Raw genomic sequence first — 23750 nt, forward strand, 5'->3', positions numbered from 1 at the left:
TAAAAAAATTAAATTTATCACTTGACCTAGAGTTAACTATAAGCCTTAACATGGTGGTGAAAAGAGAGAAACGATGGGAACTTAACTGAGTTCTTTTTAAAATCTATCATTCTCTTAAAAAAATTCTTCAGGAGGTTTTATTCATGATAACTTCTAAAGCGCGGGCCGTTGACGGTCCGGACAAGCCGTTTAGAGTGGCTGAAATTAAAAGGCGCGATCTGGATTTGCATGATGTACTGATTGAAATTAAATATGCTGGCATTTGCCATTCTGACATTCATACTGCTCATGGGGAGTGGGGTCCTGTGAACTATCCGCTCGTACCCGGGCATGAGATTGCAGGAATTGTTGCGGAAGTAGGAGCTGAGGTTACAAAGTACAAGGTCGGTGACCGGGTTGGGGTCGGATGTATGGTTGACTCCTGCGGAGAATGTGATAACTGCCGTAAAGGAGAAGAACAATACTGCTTCAAGGGAAATATTCAAACCTACGCAGGTGTTGACAAATACGGTGAACCAACTCAAGGCGGGTATTCTACGCACATTGTAGTACAGGAAGAATTCGTACTCAGAATTCCTGATAGCATTGGGCTTGACGCTGCAGCACCACTGCTTTGCGCGGGCATTACTACTTATTCGCCGCTAAATCATTGGGAAGCTGGGCCGGGAAAGAAAGTAGCGGTTGTCGGTATGGGCGGCCTTGGCCATATGGCTGTCAAAATTGCACATGCCATGGGTGCAGAAGTAACAGTCATTTCGCAAACATTGAATAAAAAAGAAGACGGCCTGCAATTCGGAGCAGATCATTACTTTGCCACAAACGACCCGGAAACTTTCAAAAAACTTGCCGGAACGTTTGACTTAATTATTAACACGGTAAGTGCAAAGATCGACATAGATGCTTACTTCTCACTGCTCACGCTTGACGGAACATTGGTTAACGTTGGTGCTCCAGCAGAGCCATTGTCAGTCAATGTGTTCTCACTCATAGGCCATCGCCGTTCCTTTGCGGGTTCTATGATTGGAGGCATCCGTGAGACGCAGGAAATGCTGGATTTCTGTGCAAAACATAACATCGCTCCAAAGATTGAAGTCATTACAGCTGATCAAATAGATGAAGCTTACGAACGAGTTTTAGCTTCAGATGTGAAGTATCGATTTGTGATTGATATCAGCACAATGTGATATGTGAATGATAAGTTAATCATTGTAAGGTGTCTTGAAAGGCTGGCTTTCAAGACACTTTTTTTTCGAATGATCGTACAAAAATAGCTTATAGTATTGAAGCCATTCTCCAATACTCCCCAGGCAAATCATTGCAGCCCCAAAGTACAGATAGATTCCATATGAATAAAGTGCTGACGAAAAGCAGGTCAAAGTTTTGCTGTTCTTTTTATTTACAAGTCTTTTTAATTAGATCCTGAATCTATGAAAATGAGAATCTTTTTAACGCCTAATTCAAGAACCTAACCAGTTCATCAATGAAAAATTAATCGATATTTGTAAAATGGTTTTTACTAAAGCCTTACATATATTTAATATTCATTTAAGAATAATCTGATAACTTATGAATAGTGGACACGGCAGCAAAGGATCATAAGTCATCCAATTATTTATCAGGAGGCGGATTAGATTGAGCAATAGCGGCATGAACAGGCGGGACTTTTTAAAAGCTGGAGGAGCAGGTACGTTAGCAGTTGCATTAGGAGCGTCGGGTGTCTATTCTTTAGGCGGCATAACAAAGACATTGGCTGCAGCACCAGGGAACAATCCAACTAGTGGTTTTGGCGGATATGGCCCATTAGTAAAAGATCCAAACGGAATATTAGATCTTCCTAAAGGGTTCCATTACAAAATTATATCCAAAACGGGCGATAAAATGTCAAACGGTGACCTCGTGCCTGCAATGCTTGATGGAATGGCTGCTTATAGAGGCGAGAAAAACACGACCATTCTTGTACGCAATCATGAAAACAGCACAAATTCTCAATACCCTGTAAACGGAAAAAATCCTTGGAGCAAAGGTGCTGCGGGAGGTACAACCACAATAGTCGTTGGTTCGAACAGAGAGGTTATTCAGGAGTATGTGACAAGTTCTGGTACAATCCGCAACTGTGCCGGCGGCTCCACAACCTGGGGGACTTGGTTAACATGTGAAGAGACACGGGAATTGGGACATGGCTTTGTTTTTGAAGTCAATCCGCTTGATCCGGAAAACGAAATGTCGAAAACCCCAATCCGTGATATGGGTTACTTCTCTCATGAAGCCTGTGCAGTCGATCCTGCGACAGGGATATGGTATCTGACAGAAGATGCGAGTCCAAGCTTCCTATATCGGTTTACTCCAAATGACCGTACCCAGACTCTCGGCTCCCTTCAAAAAGGAGGAAAATTGGAGGCATTGGCAATCGATGAACTTCCGGCATCTAAAGCAAGTTCGTTTGAAAAAGGACAAAAATTTGGCGTCGTGTGGAAGGAAATCAATCCTGAACGCGCACAGCAGGATGCCAAAGACAAAGGCTGTATTCAGTTTAGCCGCTTAGAAGGTGCGTTCTTTTCTGCTGGTGTGTTCTGGTTTGACGATACGAGTGCCGGGGATGGCAGACTTGGCCGTGTTTACCGCTACTTTCCTGCTACAAATACATTAGAACTTTTTTATGAATCCACTGATAAAAACGATTTGGAAATGCCAGACAATATTTGTATGAGTCCCTGGGGTGACCTTTGGATTGCTGAAGATGGCGGCGGGAATGACAGAATCATTGGCCTGACACCTGAGGGAAATGTGTATACCTTTGCTGAGAACACATTGAATGGCTCTGAATTTGCCGGACCGGCATTCTCCCCTGATGGAAATACGTTCTTTGTAAATATTCAAACCCCAGGTATCACATTTGCGATTTGGGGACCATTTGCAAGGCGAAACTCTGCCCGCCAAAGAGCCATGGGACATGCTGCTCCGCCTGCCGGCCTCGGCCCGATTGTGTCCGGCAAAGTCGCATCACTTGCCGAAGAGCAAGGAATGAGCATCCTGGAAGCAGCTGCATTAGAGCGTCATGGAATGCCTATTCTATAACTGCTAAATTTATATGAATTTTAATGGAAATTTTCTGGATGGTAAATGCCATCCAGATTACGGAGGTGCAGGATGCTGCAGAATATCGGGATACCCGGGCTCATTTTAATCCTGGTGATTGCGTTAATTATTTTTGGACCTTCAAAGCTTCCGGAAATTGGACGAGCTTTTGGCAATACGTTGAAGGAATTCAAGAGAGCGACCCGTGACTTAGTAAATGGTGCTGAAGAGAATGAAGAAACAAAAAATGTGAAAGAGAAAACCTATCTAAAGGCAGTAGAGACAAAGGAAAGCAAGACTGTGAATTAAAGTCTGCTATTTACCGGAATTCTCGCTTTTTTAAAAGAACAGGGAGGGGGATAGAGTCATCTTCCTCCCTGTTTATGAAATGAATTGAAAAATTTCAACCTGTGCCCAATAGAAAGGGAGTTCTTTAATGACTGCCACTAGTCCACTCAAATTAACGGAAGAAAGCAAGGAGAATTCAGTAAAAGAGATTCATTGCAATAAGTGCTTCACCTGCCGTCTTTGCTCCAAACCAGGAAAGAAGATAGCAAAAGTAATGGAGGCTGTCCCAGAAGATCGTTAAGTTACGGTCTTTTATGGACAGCCTTTAATTTTTTTTAAAGACCTATACGATATGTAATCAAAATCATTTCAATATTCGATGGAGAAACTTAGTTTTAGTCAGTTTTCTGGCAGTATGAAAAAAAGAAAAGGCAGGACTTATTTAACTTCCCTTAGTCTCTTCCCTTCAAGTATCTCTTAACTGCCTTCTTCACAAACTCCATATAGGCCAGGAACAAGTTTTACATTGGCTATCAGAGAGTGCGACATACTCTTGAAGGTGCGATTCAATGCCCTTCCAATAGAGGATTAGACCGGATTTTATATCCCAATTTCTCTAAAATAGGGGCATCTCTTTCATAAATATGGTCGTGCTGGCAGTGGTATTCACCAAAGTTGGGGTACTTTTTACTCAGCTGACCAGCTCCCTTTACAAGTTGTATCAATCAAAAAAAATAGTAAATTACGAATGGCTTCACCGTAAATTTAATTCTGCAATTATATACTATAAGCCGCTTAATCCTAAGATGTATATTTATGTGAGAATACCCTGAAAGGAGTTTTCTTCATGAATATTACATCTTTTTTAGTATATTGTTTTATTGTTACGTTTACGCCAGGCCCGACGAATATCGTCATATTATCCACTGTCCATAATATTGGGACGAAAAAGGCGATGGAATATACGTATGGAGCAACGATTGCTTTTGGCCTGCTGCTTATGATTTCAGCTATGCTGAATACGATCCTTATGGAGGTCATACCAAAAATATTAATCGTTATGCAGTTAATCGGAAGCTTTTATATATTCTATCTCGCTTATCAAATATTCAAAGCGGATACTTCAAAGCCAGCTGTAAACCAAAATGGCACCTTTATGTCGGGCTTCCTGATGCAGTTTTTAAATCCAAAGGTCGTTTTATTTACAATGACTGTCATTCCCAGCTTCATCATGCCGTATTATACGGAAGTGCCGGCTGTGACACTGAGTGTTCTCGCCATCACGTTTATTGGATTTTTAGCATTTATTACATGGGTTCTTTTCGGTACCATTTTCAAGGCGTTTTTACAGAAGCATGATAAGATTGTAAATATAGTAATGGCCATATTTTTAGCTTATTCCGGCTTGATGATCTGGATGTAGGTATGCTGTTAAGGGGTGAGTCCAATGGACAAATTTATCTATAAAAAATCGACAGGGATTACTGCGTTGTCAGCAAGTATTTCTGAATTTGCGTATAAAAAGCATGCTCACGCGGAATATGCAATAGGTGTTACGCTGCGCGGCATTCAGCACTATACCCTGGATGGCGGTCTGCAATTATCCTATCCCAATGGCGTTATGCTTTTTAATCCGGAACAGGCACATGACGGAATGGCGCATGATGAGACCGGTCTTGACTATGTGATGTTATATATTGACCCCCAGCTGATTTCAGAGGTCAGCGGGACAAAGGATATCGTCCGTTTTTCAAATCCCGTTGTGTATGATGATCGGCTTGAACAAAAAATATTGAGTCTTTCTCATGCCATATTAAGCGAAAAAGATGAAGCATTATGCAGTGAATTGCTTTTATCCCTCACAGATCATCTCATTCATACTAAACTTTCATCATATGATAAGAAAGATAATGCTCTAATTAGAAAAGCGAAGGATATGGTTCATGCAAGCTTGGGGAATGTGCTTAAACTGGACGACATATGTAAAGAGCTGAATCTATCAAAATTCCAGTTCATCAGATTATTTAAGGCTCATACTGGAATATCACCGTACCAGTATTTTCTTAACTGCAAGATCGAACGCGCCAAGCAGGTAATAGAAAAGAATAAAGACATCTATGCAGCCGTTACTGAATGTGGTTTTGTTGATTTAACTCACTTAAATAAGCATTTTAAAAGCGTTTATGGGACGACAGCATTTGAATATATGTCACATTTAAATTGAGGTTGAAATTTTAGGAGGCGAAGCTTTGAATATTATTTTCTTTGAAAGAAAGTTTCCAAGTGCGAATATGGTTCTGATCAAGGATGAACTTCCAATCCTTATTGATACTGGATTTGGAAGTGATATCAAAGAAACTGAGCAATTAATGAAAGAAGCAGGTGTTTCACCGGAAGAAATACAACTTATTGTAAACACGCACTATCATAGCGACCATGTGGGAGGCAATTTTCATTTTCAAAAAAATTATGATGTTAGGATTGCTGCTCATAGATGGGAAGCGGAATTAATTAACTCCTGTGATCCCGAAGCCTGCAGTGCAGAATGGCTGGATCAGCCTGTAGAACCTTATCGAGTCGATACTAAACTTTCAGATAAAGATGAAATTCAGACAGGAAGCAGAACCTTTAAAGTCCTGCATACACCTGGACATACTTTAGGGCATATTTCTTTGTATGGACCTGAAGAAGAGGTATTAATTTGCGGGGATCTTTTTCACCAAAATGATATCGGATGGTTGAATATCTTTCGGGAGGGTGTTTCATCAATCCAGCGATCGATGGAAAGTCTGGAACGGCTGTCGGGACTCCGGATCGGGCAGGCCTATTCAGGACATGGGCCTCAAATCGAGAATCCTCTGGCTGCCATTGATACAGCAAAGAGACGGTTTGAAAAGTGGCTTAAGGCACCAGAAAAAGTGTCATGGCATGCCTGCAAGCGGATTTTTTCATTCACCTTAATCATGAAAGATGGATTGGCCAAAGAAGAGATCAGCGACTACCTGCTAAAGTGCGGATGGTTCCAGGATTTTGCGCGCTATTCTTTCCAGCTGCAGCCTGAAGAATTTATTCCAGTCCTGCTCGATGAAATGATTCGTTCCGGAGCAGCAAGCTGGCACAATAATCATTTGGTCGCCAACACCCCATACCAGGCACCGCAAAAGGAATGGGTGAATAAGGATATAAAGCCAAAAGATTGGAAATTCGATACATAAACAGCAAGTGGAAACTGGGCTAATAAGTTGAATACCATCTTCAATTATTGTAATATTCAGTGATTAATTGATATATTGTTTAACTTTCGGGAGGGAGCTTTTTATGCCATTAAAAGTTGGGGACATGATTACATTTGAACGGACTTTTACAAAAAGGGATGTTGAATTATTTACAGAAATATCAGGTGATGAAGGAATTCACCATATAACCCCGGATGAACAGGGGAGGCTTGTAGTCCAAGGATTATTAACGGCCACTCTGCCAACCAAAGTGGGCGGAGACGCAAACGTGTTGGCCCGTACGATGAATTTTTAGTTTTTGAGACCTGTCTTTACAGGAGATACAATCATATGTGAAGTAACGATCGATAAATATGAAGAGCAAGATCATAATAGAATGGCCATTGCCGCCTCTTTCCTTTGTACGAACCAGAATGAGAAACAAGTACTAAGAGGGAATTTTGCGGGTGTGATATTATCTTAAATGGTGCATATATTGAGCAGCTGCCGAGTAAGGCAGCTTTTTCTTTTTGTGCTAAACAATATTAATATTGCAAAATATGGAACTTCTGAAAATGGATTTCGTAATAGTATTAAAGAAGGGGGGATTACATGGTCTGGTTACTCCTGCTTGCAGTGGTTATTTGGTTTATTTTATTTTTGCGCAAAAAGCTCTCATTTAAATTTGGTTTATCTCCAAAATCATTAGACATAAAACCAATTAAAGGGTTGAAAAAGTTAAGTGATCACCTGGAGAAGTCCCTTAGTAAAAGTTATATGGGAAACGTAGAAGAGAGGGTAATGAAAGAAATTAAGCTAAAAGAAAATGAGTAAAGCTGGCGTCTGCTGGATTTAAAACGCTACTTTATTTTGACTTCTCTTTTAAAAGAGTCACTTATGTTCAGCGAAAAAGTCGATGATCTGTGGCATCAGATGCTCATGTTTACCCGTGAGTATGATGACTTTTCAAAAGAATATTTAGGAAGCACTCTTCGTCACAGTCCAAATCTAAAAAAGTCGCCTGAACCTGATTTGCGCGGATTTTTTGATTGGGTGTATGGTGAGCTCTTTTTCATAAGAAAGGAAAATATCCATCTTTATAAGGGATTTTACAGATTCCCTGTACCTCCAAATATAATTGATGAGTTTAAGTGTTTGCCGGAAAATGAACTAATAGAGCTCTATTTTAAGAGTGATAGCCAATATATGGCTACTGTGCTCTCGCTCATTTCTGTCATGAAAAAAACAGCAAAGAAAGTAAAAAATTACGAAAAAGACGCCATACAAGAAATGATGAGAAAAAGAAAAAATCAGCAAAACTATAACGCAATGCTCGTTCCTTTTTTATCTGTGTCGTATTTTCATTATGATGATTTTTCCGGTTACATGAAAATCAGCAGCAAGATTTCATCAAGCTGTACAAGCTGCGGGTCGGGCAGCTCCTGCTCAAGCTGCGGCGGGGGTGGAGATTAATAAAGAAGAGCCGAGCTGGTCGAAAAAGCCAGCTCGGCTCAGCAGCCGGTAAGACATTGACGGGGGGAACACCCCTCACACAAATGAGGGTATAACTTATTTATCTTTTGCAAGTTCTTTTCTATTGGGAGCAAGTGGCTGCTGTTCTAACCACTTGTTTTTCACCATAATACCGAACCATTTTCTGGTGATTCCCAAGGTTTTTAGAATGGCTTTTTCATAAGCTAAGGCCAGGTCTGTTCGCATGGCTCCAGCTAGACCTGTCCCGTAATATACTTGTGCAGTTTGAGCCAGGAAACCCATATGATACAACATTAATTTATCAGAAAAAGGAGAGTCTTTTGACGTTGTAATCTCTGATTCCCACGACATTGGGACTGGCAAATTATCTTTGTGCAAAATTTTTGAAAGAGCCTGCAGGTTTTCATCGGCAGTTTTTTCTAATTCCTCAAAAAACTTTCTTACTTCTTTTAATTCTGTGACTTGACTGAATCCGATTGAAAGAGCTTTTGCCATAATGCCCTTTTTAATGTTAAGAGAAATACTGATTATTTCTGTGGAAGATAAAAGTCTCCCTTTTCCGAAAAATCCATCAGTAAAATCTGTTGCAGTAATAAGTTCAGGGCTCTCGTTAGGATAAAAATAGGGATCTCTTTGAAAAACTCCTTTCTTCAGCAGCAGCTCAATGGTTAAATCGTACATGCCTTTTGCGTCATCAACACACGAGTTGTAAAACTCCCGTATGTCCTTTCTGACTGAAACACATAAAGCGGTTGTATGACCCAACAAACCATGTATAGTCATAATATGTAAATAATTCAGGCAGAATGTGTCTGAAAACAATCTCCCTGCACCTTTATTGAGGTCGGACACTGTAAACCCAATGGGAACTGGAAATCCATCCTTCTCAATGAAGGAAACAAGCTGCTTCTTTTGCTTTTCCCCTGTCTTAATAGCTATATCAAAAACTTGTTTTATTTCTTCGTCTTCTATAATGGAGATCATATACCTATTTACGATTTCGGTCATTGTTCCGTTTACATACTCCCCCCATAGTGTTCCTATTTCGGAAGATGTAAGCTTTAAATTTTCATTTTCCAATTGTTCTCACCTCTTTAGTATTTTTTACTAATACAGAATTAGGTATACATTTCTTTGGGATTAAACCTTTAGAGTAATTATGCAGGTTCTTTCTTGGTGCTTGATGCCGCGATTGATAAGGCACCTCCATTAGGCAACCATAAAGTTGCCTGTGTTGACAAGTAACCGTATGGTTGCTTATAATCAATATATGAATTGGGACAAAGAGGCTATATTCAAAGCACTTGGTGATTCGACTCGGCGGCTTATTTTAGACGAACTGTCTGAACGCAAAGAGATGACGCTGTATGAACTGACGGCTCGTCTCATTATGAAGCACGGCCTTTCCATTTCGCGGCAGGCAATAGCTAAACACCTTTCTGTATTAGAAGAAGCAGAGCTCATAAATTCCGAACGAAAGGGAAAATATCGCGTAATTATTTTTAATAACAAGCCGCTTAAAAATTTGCTGAAAGGATGGGTAGAGTAATTTTATAAAATCGGAATAGGAATTAACAAATGTGTGGGCTGGTTTTGCTGGCAGCCAGATTGTTAGTACAGAATCATGCGTTACAAATATCAAAGGAGGCAAAAACATGATGAAAGTTATTGTTACCAGTGTCTTCGTCCAGGATCAAGATAATGCATTGAAATTTTACACAGAAACGCTGGGGTTTGTAAAAAAGCATGACATCCCCGTCGGAGAACACAGGTGGATCGCCCTTGTTTCTCCAGAAGATCAAGACGGTACGGAGCTTTTGCTGGAACCGAATGAACATCCGGCCGCCAAAGAATATCAAATGAAGATATTTGCCGAAGGAATCCCGGCCACAATGTTTGGCGTTGCTGATGTTCACGAAGAGTATAACCGATTAATAAAACTCGGAGTGAAGTTTACTATTGAGCCGACAGTAATGGGTGATGTCACATTGGCTGTCTTCGATGATACATGCGGCAACCTTATTCAAATTGCGCAGAAGTAGCTCAGTAAAGGGCATTTTTGGGGGTTCTATTTTCTCATTATGTTGCGTAATATATACGCAGACAAAATAGAACACATTATTTCAAGATAATGGATGATAGAGGGCCGAACGTTGTGATTCTGCTTTCAACACACGAATAATGTCATTTCCTCTCGAATTCTTTTATGTAAAAAGAAATTGGGGAGGATTTTTTATGTTAAAGAGATTTAGAAACATGCTGATGGTTCTTGCGGCTGGAGTTCTCATGCTTGCGGCTCCTTCATTTACAGAAGCGGCGTTCGGGGATCGGACACTTGCCAATGGATCATCAGGGTCAGATGTGGCCGAATTGCAGGATTACCTTATGACGAAAGGGGTTTTCCCGTACCATACATCGACAGGATACTATGGATCTATCACGGTGGAAGCCGTCAAGGACTTTCAGCGTAAGCGCAATCTGAAGGTTGATGGAATTGCAGGACCGCAAACAAGCCATGCGTTAAAAGTGCTGAGATATGGAGATATTGGGAAGCAAGTCATTCAAATTCAATATCAATTGAAACAAACAGGTCACTATAAATCTAATTTAGATGGTATTTATGGAAATGGCACATTGAGCGCTGTCAAGAGCTTTCAAAAACAGCAAGGACTGACTGCAGACGGAATTGCCGGTCCGAAGACAAGAACAGAGCTGGATCGAAAGGCCAAGCGCGGCACAGCTGCCGGTAAAACTTTAACTGTGGAAAGCACAGCGTACACGGCAGATTGTGAGGGCTGTTCAGGTGTGACACGGATGGGCCTGGATTTGAAAAAGTACCCTGATGCGAAAGTGATTGCTGTCGATCCCAGTGTCATTCCGCTTGGATCTATCGTGAAAGTAGAAGGCTATGGAGTTGCGATAGCAGCGGACATAGGCGGCGGCATAAATGGAAGTTCAATCGATGTGTTCATTCCTAACCGCAGCGATGCCCTTCAATGGGGCCGGAAAAGCGTACGTGTGGAAGTAATCGAATAGGTATGGGCTGGCTCGCACATTCATGCGGGGCAGCTTTTTTGTTTTGGAAATCCCTAAATAGAGGAAGGCAAATACATATAAAGAAGTATAAGACTTCATCCATATTGTGGACGGAATATGGCTCCGTTACTGATATATTAATGCTAAGAAAATTAGGGAATGAGGTTAAAAAATGATTAAAGGACTGTATGAAGCACATTTACCAGTAAGTAATATCAGTAAGTCGATTGAATTTTACAAGGGCTTGGGGTTGGAATTAGCAATAAAATACGAAAAAACAGCATTTTTTTGGATCGTTAAGAATGAAAGCTGGCTTGGATTATGGGAATGTGAACAGGCGAAAATAACTTATCATCCATCCATCAGACATATTGCATTTAGAGTAGATTTAGAAGATCTAAAGAATGCCAAAACGTGGCTGGAAAAGCGCGGCATTGAAATGCGTGAAGAATTCGGCTTTAAACCTCTTGAACCCATTGTAATGCCAGACCAGACACATGCTATGGTCTATTTTCATGACCCAGATGGAAATTCATTAGAATTTATCTGTAAATTATCATCTGAGCCTGAAGATAAGCCAAAGATGTATTTAAGTGATTGGGAAAAGTATTTGAAGAATAAAAACTAAAGTTTTTTCTTTGATCAATGAAAGGGGCGGGGTAGTTGAACAAAGGTTATAATTATAGATACAGCTTCATTGAAAACTTGTACAAAAAAGGATGCGTATCATGCCGATTAATTCTTTTGAAAACTATCCTATGACCTGGAAGCCATCCATCGATAAAACAGAAAAGCCCATTTTTCAAGCACTGGCAGGGCAATTGGAACAGGATATTTTAAACGGAGTTTTATTGCCTGGAACGAAACTTCCTCCACAGCGGGAATTGGCCGATTATTTAGATTTAAATGTGAGCACCATTTCAAAAGCATTTAAAGTGTGTGAGTTAAAGGGCTTATTAAGTGCAACGGTTGGAAGCGGCACATTTGTGTCCTATGATGCTCTATCGAATGCTTATTTACTTGAAGATACAAAGCCGAAGCATTTAATTGAAATGGGAGCGACACTTCCGGATAATGCTTCTTTCGAGCCGCTGATGCTCCAGCTGAAAAGTATGCTGCAAGAGACCGATTATGAAAAATGGTTTGGTTATGGCCGGGCAGGCGAAAGCCATTGGCAAAAGGATGCAGCGGTTAAGCTTATCCGCAGAGGCGGGTTAGAAACAACCGTTGATCACATTTTATTTGCGAATGGTGGTCAAAATGCTATTGCTGCTGCACTGGCAAGTCTTTGTAAGCCTGGAGAGCGCATTGGAGTTGACCAGCATACATACCCTGGTTTAAAAACGGCTGCAGCGATGCTTAGTGTGCAGCTGGTGCCAATAAAAACAGAGAATTATGAAATGAGTCCAGCGTCTTTTGAATATGCGTGTAAAAATGAAAATATTAAAGGCATTTACTTGATTCCGGATTATCATAATCCGACAGCTTCCTTTATGTCGGTCGAGAATCGAAAAATGATCGCAGCCATTGCCAAAAAGTATAATCAGTTCATTATCGAAGATGCATCGTACCATCTTCTCAACAAAGAACCATTGCCGGCAGTCGCATCGTTTGCACCAGATCAGGTTATCTATATTGCAAGTCTATCTAAAACATTTGCACCGGGTCTGCGGCTGGCCTATGCAGCAGTGCCGAGTCAATTCAAAGAGCCAATTTCAAAGGCACTTTATAATTTAAATGTATCCGTTTCCCCATTACTGGCAGAACTGGCAGCACGTACGATTGTATCAAATCAATTTGAAGTCTTAATTGAGGGTCATCAGGAGCAGACTATCCGCAGAAACCAACTTGTAAACCGATATTTGGCAGACTTTACGTGTTTAGGTGCTGAAACAGGCATCTTTCGCTGGCTGCTATTGCCAGGCAAGATTACAGGTGCTGAATTTGAAACGTTAGCTAAACAGCAAGGGGTACAAGTGTTTGCAGCTGAACGCTTTGTAGTTGGAAACAGTTGTCCGGAGAGGGCTGTTAGAGTTTCTGTATGTACACCGGAAACGCTTGAAGAGCTTGAGAGAGGTTTGATTATCCTTAAACGCCTGCTAAACAATCTTAGCTAATATTGTTCGCCATACAATTATAATATTGTATGGTTTTTTTGCGCGTGTTAAGATGATTTAAATCTAGTTGGAATATTATGAAAATAGAGCGTTCTAGAAAGGGAGGTGAGCTTTTGTTACCGTTAGACGTCCAATCTGCTTGGCTGCAAAGCTATATAAATTCTTCAGAAAAACAGCAGCAATTATACAAAAGAACATTAATTGTCATTGTCATATCCCAGATTTTTGGAGGAGCAGGACTTGCAGCAGGGATAACAGTAGGGGCACTTCTAGCGCAAAACATGCTGGGTACAGATAGTGTAACGGGAATTCCGACGGCGTTATTTACTTTTGGATCAGCGGGGGCTGCGCTGCTGGTGGGCCGTCTTTCACAGCGATTTGGACGCCGTCCTGGACTTGCGGCAGGATTTATGGCTGGAGGCATCGGCGCCATTGGAGTAGTGATTTCAGCATTAACAAACAACATTCTGCTTTTGTTTATTTCACTGCTCATCTACGGGGCTGGAACGGCTACAAACTTACAGGCACGCTACGCTGGAACTGACCTGGCAAACCCAAAACAAAGGGCAAAGGCTATTAGCATGGCCATGGTTTCCACTACATTCGGTGCTGTCGCAGGACCTAACCTGGTGGATGTAATGGGGGAGTTTTCCATATCCATAGGAATTCCTGCTTTAGCCGGTCCCTTTTTATTAGCGGCTGCGGCGTATATACTTGCTGGATTCGTTCTATTTATTTTCCTTCGTCCTGATCCCTTTATTGTGGCAAAAGCAATATCAGAGGCACAAAGTAAAACCAATCATTTAGTGAAAAGTTCAAATTTGGCATCGATAAACAGGCGAGGCATTTTTGCAGGGGCTGCCGTAATGGTTTTAACTCAATTTGTGATGATGGCCATTATGACGATGACCCCCATACATATGGGACACCATGGACATGCTTTAAATGAAGTAGGGCTTGTCATTGGATTTCATATAGGTGCGATGTTTTTGCCTTCGTTAGTAACTGGCTTCCTTGTTGATAAAATTGGCCGTGCTGCTATGGCTATTGCTTCTGCTGTTACGCTGCTTGCTTCTGGCATTCTGGCTGCAACTGGACCTGCTGATTCAATGGCCGTACTCAATATAGCCCTTGTTTTACTTGGGCTTGGATGGAATTTTGGATTAATTAGCGGCACGGCCATTCTGGTAGATTCAACTCACGCTTCTACTCGGGCTAAAACGCAGGGTTCTATCGATGTATGGATTGCTTTGTCAGGAGCATTAGGAGGAGGATTATCCGGAATAGTTGTAGCATATTCCAGTTATGCAGCCCTTTCCATTTCAGGTGCTGTCCTTTCATTACTGCTTATTCCCATTGTGATATGGGCAGGTATCCATCAAAAAGAGAAAGGTATAAGCAGAACTAACTGAATTTTCAGTATCGTAATTAACTAAAAAATTATAAAAGGAATGTATATAAATGGAACATAAATTTGCTGAGAGAGCTCGCTTTGTAACATCTTCCGAGACACGTGAAATATTAAAAGTAACAGAAAGACCAGAAGTTATCTCTTTTGCGGGAGGTTTGCCAGCTCCAGAGCTGTTTCCTGTAGAAGCTCTAAAGGATGTATGCAATGCTGTATTGAATGAAGAAGGTGCGGCTGCCCTTCAATATAGTACGACTGAAGGATATATTCCTTTGAGAGAAGCTATTTGTCAGAGAATGAAAATGGCTGGGATTGACTCCAGCTTTGAAAATGTTCTTATTACATCAGGATCCCAGCAGGCAATCGACCTGACGGGAAGATTATTTATCAATGAGGGAGATGCTATTATTTGCGAAAGCCCGACCTATCTTGCAGCCATTAATGTATTCAAGTCATATAAGGCCCAATTTATTGAAGTAGCAATGGATGATGATGGAATGGTGATGGAAGAGCTGGAGCAAAAGCTGCAAGAGCATCCTGATGCAAAATTTATTTATACAATTCCTGATTTCCAAAACCCTACTGGCCGCACCTTAAAACTCGAAAGACGAAAAAGAATGATTGAGCTTGCTAATCAATATGATGTGCTGATTGTAGAGGATAATCCCTATGGAGCTGTAAGATTTGCTGGAGTGGAACTCCCGCCTGTGAAACATTTTGACACAGAAGGCAGAGTCATTTATTTAAGCACTTTCTCTAAAATTTTCACTCCCGGTCTTCGGCTTGGCTGGATTTGTGCGGACGAAACTTTCATTGATAAGTATGTTGCTTTTAAGCAAACAGCTGACTTGCACACGGATAGCTTTGCTCAAAGAATTACGGCAAAATATATGGAGCTTTACGATATCGAAGAGCACATAAATAAAATAAAAGCTGTTTATAAAGAAAGATGCACAGCTATGTTATCCTGCATTGAAGAATTTTTCCCAAATAATTTATCTTACAGTAAGCCGGAAGGCGGATTATTTATTTGGGTTGAGCTTCCGGAGGGCATTGATTCAGCGCATATATTCACAGAGTGCCTGAAAAACAATGTTGCTTGTGTACCTGGTGCTCCCTTTTTTCCAAATGGCACACAAACAAATACATTGCGTTTAAATTACTCCAATATGTCTAAAGAGAAAATCATTGAAGGGATGAAGCGTATGGGAGAAGTATTGCATCAGGAGTTAGAAATAAACAACTCTTTTTATGATTCATTGACAGTCTGACCGAGGAAAACAGCCAAAGTGATCCAATTTTATATGAATCATACATTTCCTTTGATGGCTATTGGCGGGGATACGCTACAACCAGAGATCAATCTAACAATTTCACCTCAACAATACCGACTAAAAAATCGTGTGGTATAAGTGTTAAAACACTAAATTTAGCGTATATACGAATAAAATTGCCAAATTTTCCAAAAGGTATCCTTAACATATAAAAAGTTGAGGATACATTTATGCGAAATTTTGAACCGATCAATCCAATAAACCCTACCCAAAGAGCACGGAGGTATAAAGCTCACGTTAGCACCCTTGGAACAACTCAACTTCATCTGCGAAATCCCTATATTATTGCATGGTGGTCGGCGGCATTTCCTGGATTTGGTCATCTTCTTTTGTCTAAATATCTTAGAGGTTATGCCTTGTTTATTTGGGAGATTTTTGTAAATAATATGGCCCACATAAACCAAGCGCTGGTTTTATCTTTTACTGGGAATATTGAAATGGCAAAAGACGTTCTTGACCCAAGGTGGACACTTATGTATATTCCTGTTTACATTTTCGCGATTTGGGATAGTTATCGAACAACTGTAGATTTGAATAGAGTATTCCTATTAGCTGAACGAGAAAATGCGGATTTCAATTCATATATCATTGGTGCCTTAGAGATAAATTATTTAGATAAAAGAAGACCACTAAACGCAATAGTATGGTCTGTTTTTACTCCTGGGTTAGGGCAATTATATATCCATAGAGTTGTGGCTGCGATTTTTACAATGATTTTTATGATTGTTTTTGTCTATTTTTCAAAAATTCTTGTGGCCATTCATTTTCTTTTCATAGGAGAGATTAGTCAAGCAACACAAGTCATTAATCCGCAATGGTTTCTTTTTATTCCTTCTCTTTACGGGTTTTCTATATATGATTCATACGTTAATACAGTTGAAAATAATAAACTATTTGAAAGTGAACAACGAAAATATCTAAAGGAAAATTACCAGCAGTATCGAGTGAAAATTCCCGTTTCAGTGGATGAGGTGAAATGATTGCAGATAATCTCAACCTTTGAGCATTCCTCCTATCTTGAATTAGCAATCACAGCTTTGGAAAAAGAGGGTGTGAAGAAAGAGAGTATTCTTGCTGTTCCCCTTATTAACAGAGTAGAGGAAAGGAGATTATTTGATACACTTCATCGGGCAGACGGCATTAGTCTTTTTGATAAGGGAGCAGCGATTGGAACGGCTTTTTCTGTTATTGGAGCAAGTGTAGGGTTTATTTTAGAATGGGGTCCCATTTATTGGGGGCTAATTGGTGCGGCAACTGGCTTTATACTTGGCTTTATTATCGACTACATCATTTTTAAAGTTGTACATAAAAGAAATAGGGTAGTAAAAGGAAAAAAGTCTGAAGTAGTTTTAGTTATAGAATGTCAGAAGGAATTGGCTGAGAAAGTTGAAGATGTGCTGTGGGAATACTTAGCATTAGGAGTAGCAAGAGTAGAGTAATTGTTCTTGTTCAGTTAACATAAAGTAATACATCAGGAATGGGACTTACTGTTTATTAAAGTAAAGGAACAGCATAGTTGCAAAAGTTATCTAACCAGGCGGTTCTCTAGAGAAGCATTGTATTTCGGGGAAAGAGATTGTGAATACATGTACTTAAACTAATAATAGGGAACATTTAGTAAATGGGGAAATAAGGAAAGGGGATTTCACATGATACTAGAAGCAGTAATGTTACAAGTTAAGCAGGGTATGGAGGAGGAATATGAAGAAGCATTTCGTGAAGCATCAAAAATTATTTCTTCTATGAAAGGTTACATATTTCACGAGCTTCAGCGATGTATGGAAGTTAGGGGTAAATATTTATTGCTGGTGAAGTGGGAATCATTGGAGGACCATACAATTGGGTTTAGACAATCGATAGAGTATCAAGATTGGAAAAAACAGCTGCACCATTTCTATGATCCATTTCCTGAAGTTGAACATTTTGAAAACGTTCCTCTTTAATTGGTGTTTTAGTCATTTTTCTATTAATGGTTCATCCTTCAATTTGGATGAATCATTTTTTGCTTTTAGGTACTCATTTTTTATGACAAGAAAATATCTTCCTAATAATCAAATGAATGTTTGACTATTCAAAAAAAGATGCATATACTAATAGTCAAATGATCGTTTGATTAAGGAGGTGGCTTCTTTTGAAGCACGATGATGTTTGTGAAGTAACCTGCGTCGATGAAGAGAAAGTAAGGCGTGTGAAAGAATCTGTCTCCCATCAGAATACCTCTGCTGTTGCCCAAATATTTAAAGCGTTATCTGATGACACTAGGGTTAAGATTGCCTTTTCCCTATGTGAAGAAGAAGAATTATGTGTCTGTGATGTAGCCAATATTGTTGGGTGCACTACGGCAACGGCTTCTCACCACTTACGTCTTCTTCGAAATATGGGCTTGGCGAAATACCGGAAGGAAGGCAAATTAGTCTTTTATTCGCTCGATGATGATCATGTCAAACAGCTGATTCAAATTGCCTTAACACATCAAAAGGAGGTGGAGCACTATGAGTGAGGCTTTAGCGAAATCAGATGAAAAAAATGTCTATCGTGTACAGGGTTTTTCCTGAGCAGGCTGTGCTGCAAAGTTCGAAAAGAACGTAAAACACCTGGATGGTGTTTCTGATGCAAATATAAATTTCGGTGCATCAAAGCTGACGGTTTATGGAGAAGCAACCATTGAAGAACTAGAAAAGGCCGGAGCTTTTGAAAATTTAAAAGTTATCCCTGAAAAGGAGCGATTTGAAGAGAAGAAAGAACCTTTTCTGAAAAAACATGCGACTGTCATTGCCTCCCTTGTCCTCCTCATAATTGGCTGGTTTGCCGGGCAGCTGAATGGAGAAGAGAGCATTTTTTCGATTCTAGCGTATGGTGCCTCTATGGTAATTGGCGGTTATCGCCTTTTCACAACAGGGCTGAAAAATTTAATTCGCCTTCAGTTTGATATGAGAACACTTATGACGATTGCCGTCATTGGTGCTGCCTTTATTGGGGAATGGGGCGAAGGAGCAACCGTCGTCATCCTATTTGCGATTAGTGAAGCTCTTGAAACGTATTCCATGGATAAAGCTCGTCAATCGATCCGTTCCTTAATGGATATAGCTCCACGGGAAGCCTTAATCCGAAGAGGGAACAAAGAAATGATGGTTGAGGTGGAGGACATTCAGCTTGGCGACATTATGATTGTCAAGCCAGGGCAAAAAATCGCGATGGATGGCATCGTAGTAAAGGGCTTGTCTTCCGTCAATCAAGCTGCTATTACGGGGGAATCTGTCCCTGTTGCTAAAACGGCTGAAGATGAAGTCTTTGCAGGGACATTGAATGAAGAGGGACTGCTTGAGGTTAAAGTGACGAAACATGTAGATGATACGACAATTGCGAAGATCATCCACTTGGTGGAAGAGGCTCAGGCTGAGCGAGCACCTTCACAAGCCTTTGTCGACAAATTTGCTAAATACTATACGCCGCTCATCATGCTTATCGCCTTAGGTGTGGCCGTTGTTCCTCCGCTGTTTTTTGGAGCTGATTGGGATACGTGGATTTACCAGGGATTAGCTGCGCTTGTGGTTGGGTGCCCTTGTGCGCTCGTCATCTCTACTCCTGTTGCGATTGTAACTGCGATTGGGAATGCCGCAAAAAATGGCGTACTGATCAAAGGCGGTATTCATTTAGAAGAGATGGGGGCAATCAAAGCCATTGCCTTTGACAAAACGGGAACACTAACAAAAGGGATCCCCATGGTAACGGATTACCTGCCGCAATCCAATGCCAATTCTAATGAGCTTCTGTCCATTGTTGCCGCATTGGAAAAAGGATCACAGCATCCACTGGCATCAGCTATTATGAAAAAGGCGGAAGAAGAAAATGCGCCCTACCAGGATATCAGTATTGAAGACTTTTCCTCCATTATGGGAAAAGGAATTAAAGGGATCTTTCAAAATAGGATGTATTATGTTGGAAGCCCGAATTTGTTCGAGGAACTATTAACAAATGGAATTCCAGCTGAATTAAAAGCAACAATTGCCCATCTTCAAAAGCAAGGAAAAACGGTCATGGTGGCAGGTACCTCAAAGGAAGTATTGGGTCTGATTGCCGTTGCGGATGTGTTAAGAGAAAACAGCAAAAATGTTATTGAAAATCTTCATTCTATGGGGATTCAAAAAACCATTATGCTTACTGGCGATAACGAAGGAACTGCAAACGCGATTGGTGAACAAGTAAGCGTATCGGATATTAAAGCTGAATTATTGCCACAGGATAAATTAACGTTTATAAAAGATCTTAGAAATAAATATGACCGTGTGGCAATGGTTGGTGACGGTGTAAATGATGCCCCTGCATTGGCTGCTTCTACCATTGGGATTGCCATGGGGGGAGCTGGAACGGATACCGCTCTTGAAACAGCGGATATTGCCCTGATGGCAGATGATCTTGGGAAACTGCCATTTACCGTTAAGTTAAGCAGAAAAGCCCTTAGCATTATTAAGCAAAACATTACGTTTTCATTAGGGATAAAGCTTGTCGCATTACTTCTGGTCATTCCAGGCTGGCTAACGCTTTGGATTGCGATTTTTGCAGATATGGGTGCGACTCTTATTGTCACATTAAACGGCTTGCGTCTTCTCAGAATTAAGGACAAATAAGTTAGGGCTTCCCACTTTTCATGGGAAGCTCTTTTACTAGGGGGGATATTTTGTTATGTACTTTAACAACCGGGTGCTCTATTTTAATGGCCTGATTGTGAAGTAAGAGCAGCCCAATTTCTCGTTAATAACATTGAGAAATTGGGCTTGAACTTTCCTTATGTTACCTTAAATAAAACTAGTAAATACAACTAAAACCAAGCCTTCTTGCGTGAAGGGATATTTTCTTTCAACTTATTCTTCTTATCTAGAACTAAGCTTTACAACGGAATCTATAATCTGATTCCAGTCTTCACTATGAATCTCGTGTCCAGTTCCATCAAGTGTCACTAATTCAGAATGAGGGATGGCTTTCTTAAGAGCAAGCCCGTGCTCGTATGGGAGGGCTGGGTCTTCTGTGCCATGAATAATGAGCACCGGTACGCTGATCTCATCCATTCTATCGAAATATACGTCTCCACCTTGCAGCATGGCATGGTTAAATCTGCTTGGCAGATGTTTGGCGCGATCTGCTTCTCTTGCAGCAAGTTTATATATTCTTTCCTGCTCGAAAGGTTTGGAGCCGGCTAAAGTTTTCCATCCGCCCGCGAGATAAGGAATAGCGGCATCCCGATTCGACCAATCGATGGAAGCGCTCTTCGCGTGGTAATCCAGTATGTTCTGATCCATTGGCGGCAGCTTTTCCATCTCAGTCCCAAACACACTTGATGCAATGAGCGTAAGCGTCAGTACACGGTCAGGATATCTTAACGCTAGAATCTGGCCAGTTAAGCCTCCCATGGACATGCCAACGATATGTGCCTGCTCTATATGATAAGCATCCAGTACACCAGCCGCATCGTCGGCTAAGTCTGTTATCGTATAATTGGAAGTCCCAGGTTCATAAGTGGTCGATCGTCCCAGATCCCGATGGTCGTACCGAATGACAAATCTCCCCTGATCAGCTAGACGGAGACAGAAGTCTTCGTCCCACCAGTCCAGTGAAGTCATTGCGCCCATGATCAAAAGAATTGCTGGATCCTTAGAATTTCCAAAGCTCTCTGTACATATATCCACTTTATTTATTTTCATTATCTGTTCACTCATATTTTACCTCCGTATGATCTTATCACCGTTCCTAATATCGCAAATCAGATTTTTTCCGGAGCATATTTGGCCTGCCCCTGTTCATTATCTGTGCCGAATCCACTTGATAATCATGACGAGGCCTCCTTTTAAATCTTATTTAACAAGGGACTCATCCCTATATTTATTACCTTAACATATGTCTAAGCACTTAAAAGCTAAAATTTCCCTGTGTTTTTTCTGGATATGAAACTTTTCATACTAATTTGCAGATTAGAGAAGGGAAAATATGAAGGGTGTGAATAACTAATATATTCGCATGTAGGTTAGATTAACAACCTTATTTTGTACTAATGAGGCAAGTTAAATATATCTAAAAAAGCACACATTCTTAAATAGAAGGGATGTGTGCTTTCGATTTTTATGTTCTTTTCTCTTTAGTAATAAATAATAAAATCTGGGTGATGACGGCCAGGATAGGCAATTCCAGCAGAGGGCCTACTACTAAGGTTAACGCAATCAAAGGCTGATCTGGAAATGCGGTCATAGCAATGGCTAAAGCAATCGGGGAATTTCTGGCTAAAGTAGTCAAGCTTAAACTGGCTCTGTCGGAGTTCGGAAATCTCATAAGCTGTCCAGCTTTTTGACTGACAAAAAGATTAACGATAAAAAATAAAAGGATAGGTATTGTTATTTTCCACAGTAAATCTAAATGATTAAGCAATAATTGTCCCTGTGATGCAAACATTGCAACGATGGCCAAGCTTAGAAAAATAATTGGCAATATGCTAAGATTGGATACAAGGCTTTCTCTTAACTGATCCTTGTTTTTTAAGAGGATCTTGGTTAAAACCGCCAGAACTAACGGTATGATTAATGCAACCAAAATACTTTCAACTAAAAACCCCAGTTCTATTACTCCTGTCGTTCCGCCAAAGATCAGGAGGTAAATAGGCAGCAATATGACCTGTAAGATTAAGTTTAGAGGCAGGATAGCAGTTGATAAGGCTACATTTCCTTTTGCTATGCCTGTAAAGATTAAGTACCAATCAGTGCAAGGTGTAACCATCAGCATAATAAACCCAATATATAGTGCGGGATTATCGCCTAAAAATACCATTGCCAGCAGCCATGCCAGGATGGGTGTCCAGACAAAGTTAATGATGATTGAAGTGTATGTAAATTTTATGTTCTTAAAAGCTATCCTGATATCTTCAATAGGAATTTGCAAGAAAGTAATATATAGCATTGCTACTAATAAAGGCATAATAAAATTTTCCGAATTAGACCTTATTAACTCTGCTTGCCCTATACTAATACCGATAATCACTGCTAAAAATATTATAAGAGTATATAATTTCTCAATTAAGTTCAATTTGTCTCACGGCCTCTGAAATATTTATGCACAAATAACTTTAGCATAGTTACATTTGATTTGCTTATATCAGCAACAGGTGCCGCAAATCATCTCTCCACAATTTCTCCATATTTATTTGCTATTGTTTACTTTGGCAATAATCAGTAAGGAAGAAACTGAATAAGGATGTGAAAAAAGATGAAGGTAAAAATATTTCTGGCTGTCTTACTCATTTCAATTGTATTAGCTGGCTGTGGACAAGCCAATTCAAATGATGAGGCTGCTTTAAAGGCTGAAGACATCAAAGAATTAGTGAATGATTACAGTGTAGGAAACGTGAAAAGCGAGTCTGCTTCGATTACCTCACAGCAGCTGATGGTAAAAAAAGCGGATGGTGAAGAATTAGTCTATGATTTGCCAAAAGAAGAATTTTTTGTTTCTATTGCACCTTACGTTAATGAAACCCATCCTTGAACTAATCATAGCTTGACAGGTTGTCAAGGTGAATTAGCTGAGAAAGAGTTTGATGTATATATTGAAGATGAGGAAGGCAATGTCATTTTGAAAGAAAAAGTAAAGTCCCAGGCTAATGGGTTTTTCGATCTATGGCTCCCAAGAGATAAAACGTATCAAATAAGGATTAAGTATGATGGAAAAGAATCAGAATCAGAAATTAAAACTTTTGAGAATGACGGTACTTGTATTACAACTATTCAATTAACTTAAAAGAACC

At 40.3% G+C, this 23750-nt stretch carries 24 protein-coding genes and 1 pseudogene; 22 read left to right on the top strand and 3 right to left on the bottom strand.

The window, feature by feature from the left end; translation table 11 throughout:
* The first annotated feature begins 143 nt into the window (after positions 1 to 143).
* From IRB79_RS04650 to IRB79_RS04690, 9 genes and pseudogenes are all read left to right on the top strand, one after another.
* Positions 144 to 1184 carry an NAD(P)-dependent alcohol dehydrogenase gene (locus IRB79_RS04650; protein WP_243506997.1) on the top strand — a complete coding sequence of 347 codons (1041 nt, stop codon included), beginning with the start codon at positions 144 to 146 and terminating at the stop codon, positions 1182 to 1184.
* Between the two features lie 448 nt (positions 1185 to 1632).
* Positions 1633 to 3075: an alkaline phosphatase PhoX gene (locus IRB79_RS04655; protein ID WP_243506998.1), complete on the top strand. Its 1443-nt coding sequence runs from the start codon at positions 1633 to 1635 to the stop codon at positions 3073 to 3075.
* Positions 3076 to 3147: 72 nt separating this feature from the next.
* A complete protein-coding gene (locus IRB79_RS04660; protein WP_243506999.1) occupies positions 3148 to 3384 on the top strand; it encodes a twin-arginine translocase TatA/TatE family subunit in 237 nt (78 codons plus the stop codon).
* A gap of 826 nt (positions 3385 to 4210) precedes the next feature.
* Positions 4211 to 4786: a LysE family translocator gene (locus IRB79_RS04665; RefSeq protein ID WP_243507000.1), complete on the top strand. Its 576-nt coding sequence runs from the start codon at positions 4211 to 4213 to the stop codon at positions 4784 to 4786.
* Positions 4787 to 4810: 24 nt separating this feature from the next.
* On the top strand, positions 4811 to 5587 hold the full coding sequence (locus IRB79_RS04670) for a helix-turn-helix transcriptional regulator (protein WP_243507001.1): 777 nt from the start codon (positions 4811 to 4813) through the stop codon (positions 5585 to 5587).
* 25 nt (positions 5588 to 5612) lie between these two features.
* Positions 5613 to 6578 carry an MBL fold metallo-hydrolase gene (locus IRB79_RS04675; RefSeq protein ID WP_243507002.1) on the top strand — a complete coding sequence of 322 codons (966 nt, stop codon included), beginning with the start codon at positions 5613 to 5615 and terminating at the stop codon, positions 6576 to 6578.
* Between the two features lie 103 nt (positions 6579 to 6681).
* A pseudogene (locus IRB79_RS04680) lies at positions 6682 to 7062 on the top strand (enoyl-CoA hydratase).
* 128 nt (positions 7063 to 7190) lie between these two features.
* Positions 7191 to 7412, top strand: a complete 222-nt coding sequence (locus IRB79_RS04685; RefSeq protein WP_243507003.1) for a hypothetical protein — start codon at positions 7191 to 7193, stop codon at positions 7410 to 7412.
* Between the two features lie 63 nt (positions 7413 to 7475).
* Positions 7476 to 8051, top strand: a complete 576-nt coding sequence (locus IRB79_RS04690) for a glycine-rich domain-containing protein (RefSeq protein ID WP_243507004.1) — start codon at positions 7476 to 7478, stop codon at positions 8049 to 8051.
* 96 nt (positions 8052 to 8147) lie between these two features.
* Here the strand turns inward: IRB79_RS04690 and IRB79_RS04695 are convergent, their stop codons facing one another.
* Positions 8148 to 9152 (bottom strand): DUF3231 family protein, encoded by a 1005-nt coding sequence (locus IRB79_RS04695; protein WP_243507005.1) that lies wholly within the window; start codon positions 9150 to 9152, stop codon positions 8148 to 8150.
* Positions 9153 to 9342: 190 nt separating this feature from the next.
* On the opposite strand from IRB79_RS04695, the gene IRB79_RS04700 reads away from it, so the two are divergent.
* From IRB79_RS04700 to IRB79_RS04755, 12 genes are all read left to right on the top strand, one after another.
* Positions 9343 to 9621 (top strand): ArsR/SmtB family transcription factor, encoded by a 279-nt coding sequence (locus IRB79_RS04700; protein WP_243509229.1) that lies wholly within the window; start codon positions 9343 to 9345, stop codon positions 9619 to 9621.
* A gap of 109 nt (positions 9622 to 9730) precedes the next feature.
* On the top strand, positions 9731 to 10114 hold the full coding sequence (locus IRB79_RS04705; RefSeq protein WP_243509232.1) for a VOC family protein: 384 nt from the start codon (positions 9731 to 9733) through the stop codon (positions 10112 to 10114).
* Positions 10115 to 10307: 193 nt separating this feature from the next.
* Positions 10308 to 11108: a peptidoglycan-binding protein gene (locus tag IRB79_RS04710; RefSeq protein ID WP_243507007.1), complete on the top strand. Its 801-nt coding sequence runs from the start codon at positions 10308 to 10310 to the stop codon at positions 11106 to 11108.
* A gap of 172 nt (positions 11109 to 11280) precedes the next feature.
* Positions 11281 to 11736, top strand: coding sequence for a VOC family protein (locus IRB79_RS04715; protein ID WP_243507008.1), 456 nt, complete (start codon positions 11281 to 11283; stop codon positions 11734 to 11736).
* A gap of 100 nt (positions 11737 to 11836) precedes the next feature.
* Complete coding sequence (locus IRB79_RS04720) at positions 11837 to 13225, top strand: aminotransferase-like domain-containing protein (RefSeq protein ID WP_243507010.1); 1389 nt, start codon at positions 11837 to 11839, stop codon at positions 13223 to 13225.
* Between the two features lie 113 nt (positions 13226 to 13338).
* Positions 13339 to 14637 (top strand): MFS transporter, encoded by a 1299-nt coding sequence (locus tag IRB79_RS04725; protein ID WP_431833408.1) that lies wholly within the window; start codon positions 13339 to 13341, stop codon positions 14635 to 14637.
* A gap of 49 nt (positions 14638 to 14686) precedes the next feature.
* Complete coding sequence (locus IRB79_RS04730) at positions 14687 to 15904, top strand: aminotransferase-like domain-containing protein (protein ID WP_243507014.1); 1218 nt, start codon at positions 14687 to 14689, stop codon at positions 15902 to 15904.
* A gap of 233 nt (positions 15905 to 16137) precedes the next feature.
* Entirely contained in the window at positions 16138 to 16947 is an 810-nt protein-coding gene (locus tag IRB79_RS04735; protein WP_243507015.1) for a hypothetical protein, read from the top strand.
* The gene (locus IRB79_RS04740; protein WP_243507017.1) at positions 16948 to 17406 is read left to right on the top strand and encodes a hypothetical protein; all 459 of its coding nucleotides are present in this window, start codon (positions 16948 to 16950) and stop codon (positions 17404 to 17406) included.
* Positions 17407 to 17616: 210 nt separating this feature from the next.
* Positions 17617 to 17910, top strand: coding sequence for an antibiotic biosynthesis monooxygenase family protein (locus IRB79_RS04745; RefSeq protein WP_243507019.1), 294 nt, complete (start codon positions 17617 to 17619; stop codon positions 17908 to 17910).
* A 188-nt stretch (positions 17911 to 18098) separates the two neighbouring features.
* Complete coding sequence (locus tag IRB79_RS04750; RefSeq protein ID WP_243507022.1) at positions 18099 to 18467, top strand: ArsR/SmtB family transcription factor; 369 nt, start codon at positions 18099 to 18101, stop codon at positions 18465 to 18467.
* Positions 18460 to 20595 carry a heavy metal translocating P-type ATPase gene (locus IRB79_RS04755; RefSeq protein ID WP_243507024.1) on the top strand — a complete coding sequence of 712 codons (2136 nt, stop codon included), beginning with the start codon at positions 18460 to 18462 and terminating at the stop codon, positions 20593 to 20595. Before IRB79_RS04750 ends, IRB79_RS04755 begins: the two co-directional genes overlap by 8 nt.
* A 243-nt stretch (positions 20596 to 20838) precedes the next feature.
* Here the strand turns inward: IRB79_RS04755 and IRB79_RS04760 are convergent, their stop codons facing one another.
* Entirely contained in the window at positions 20839 to 21681 is an 843-nt protein-coding gene (locus IRB79_RS04760) for a CBF family alpha/beta fold macrolide esterase (RefSeq protein WP_243507026.1), read from the bottom strand.
* A 400-nt stretch (positions 21682 to 22081) separates the two neighbouring features.
* Positions 22082 to 23035, bottom strand: coding sequence for an arsenic resistance protein (locus IRB79_RS04765; protein ID WP_243507028.1), 954 nt, complete (start codon positions 23033 to 23035; stop codon positions 22082 to 22084).
* Positions 23036 to 23215: 180 nt separating this feature from the next.
* Here IRB79_RS04765 and IRB79_RS04770 point away from each other — a divergent pair, with 180 nt between their 5' ends.
* A complete protein-coding gene (locus IRB79_RS04770) occupies positions 23216 to 23743 on the top strand; it encodes a CueP family metal-binding protein (RefSeq protein WP_243507030.1) in 528 nt (175 codons plus the stop codon).
* Positions 23744 to 23750 lie beyond the last annotated feature (7 nt).

Origin of the sequence: Cytobacillus oceanisediminis, assembly GCF_022811925.1 — a bacterium.
GTDB classification, from domain to species: Bacteria; Bacillota; Bacilli; order Bacillales; family Cytobacillaceae; genus Cytobacillus; species Cytobacillus oceanisediminis_D.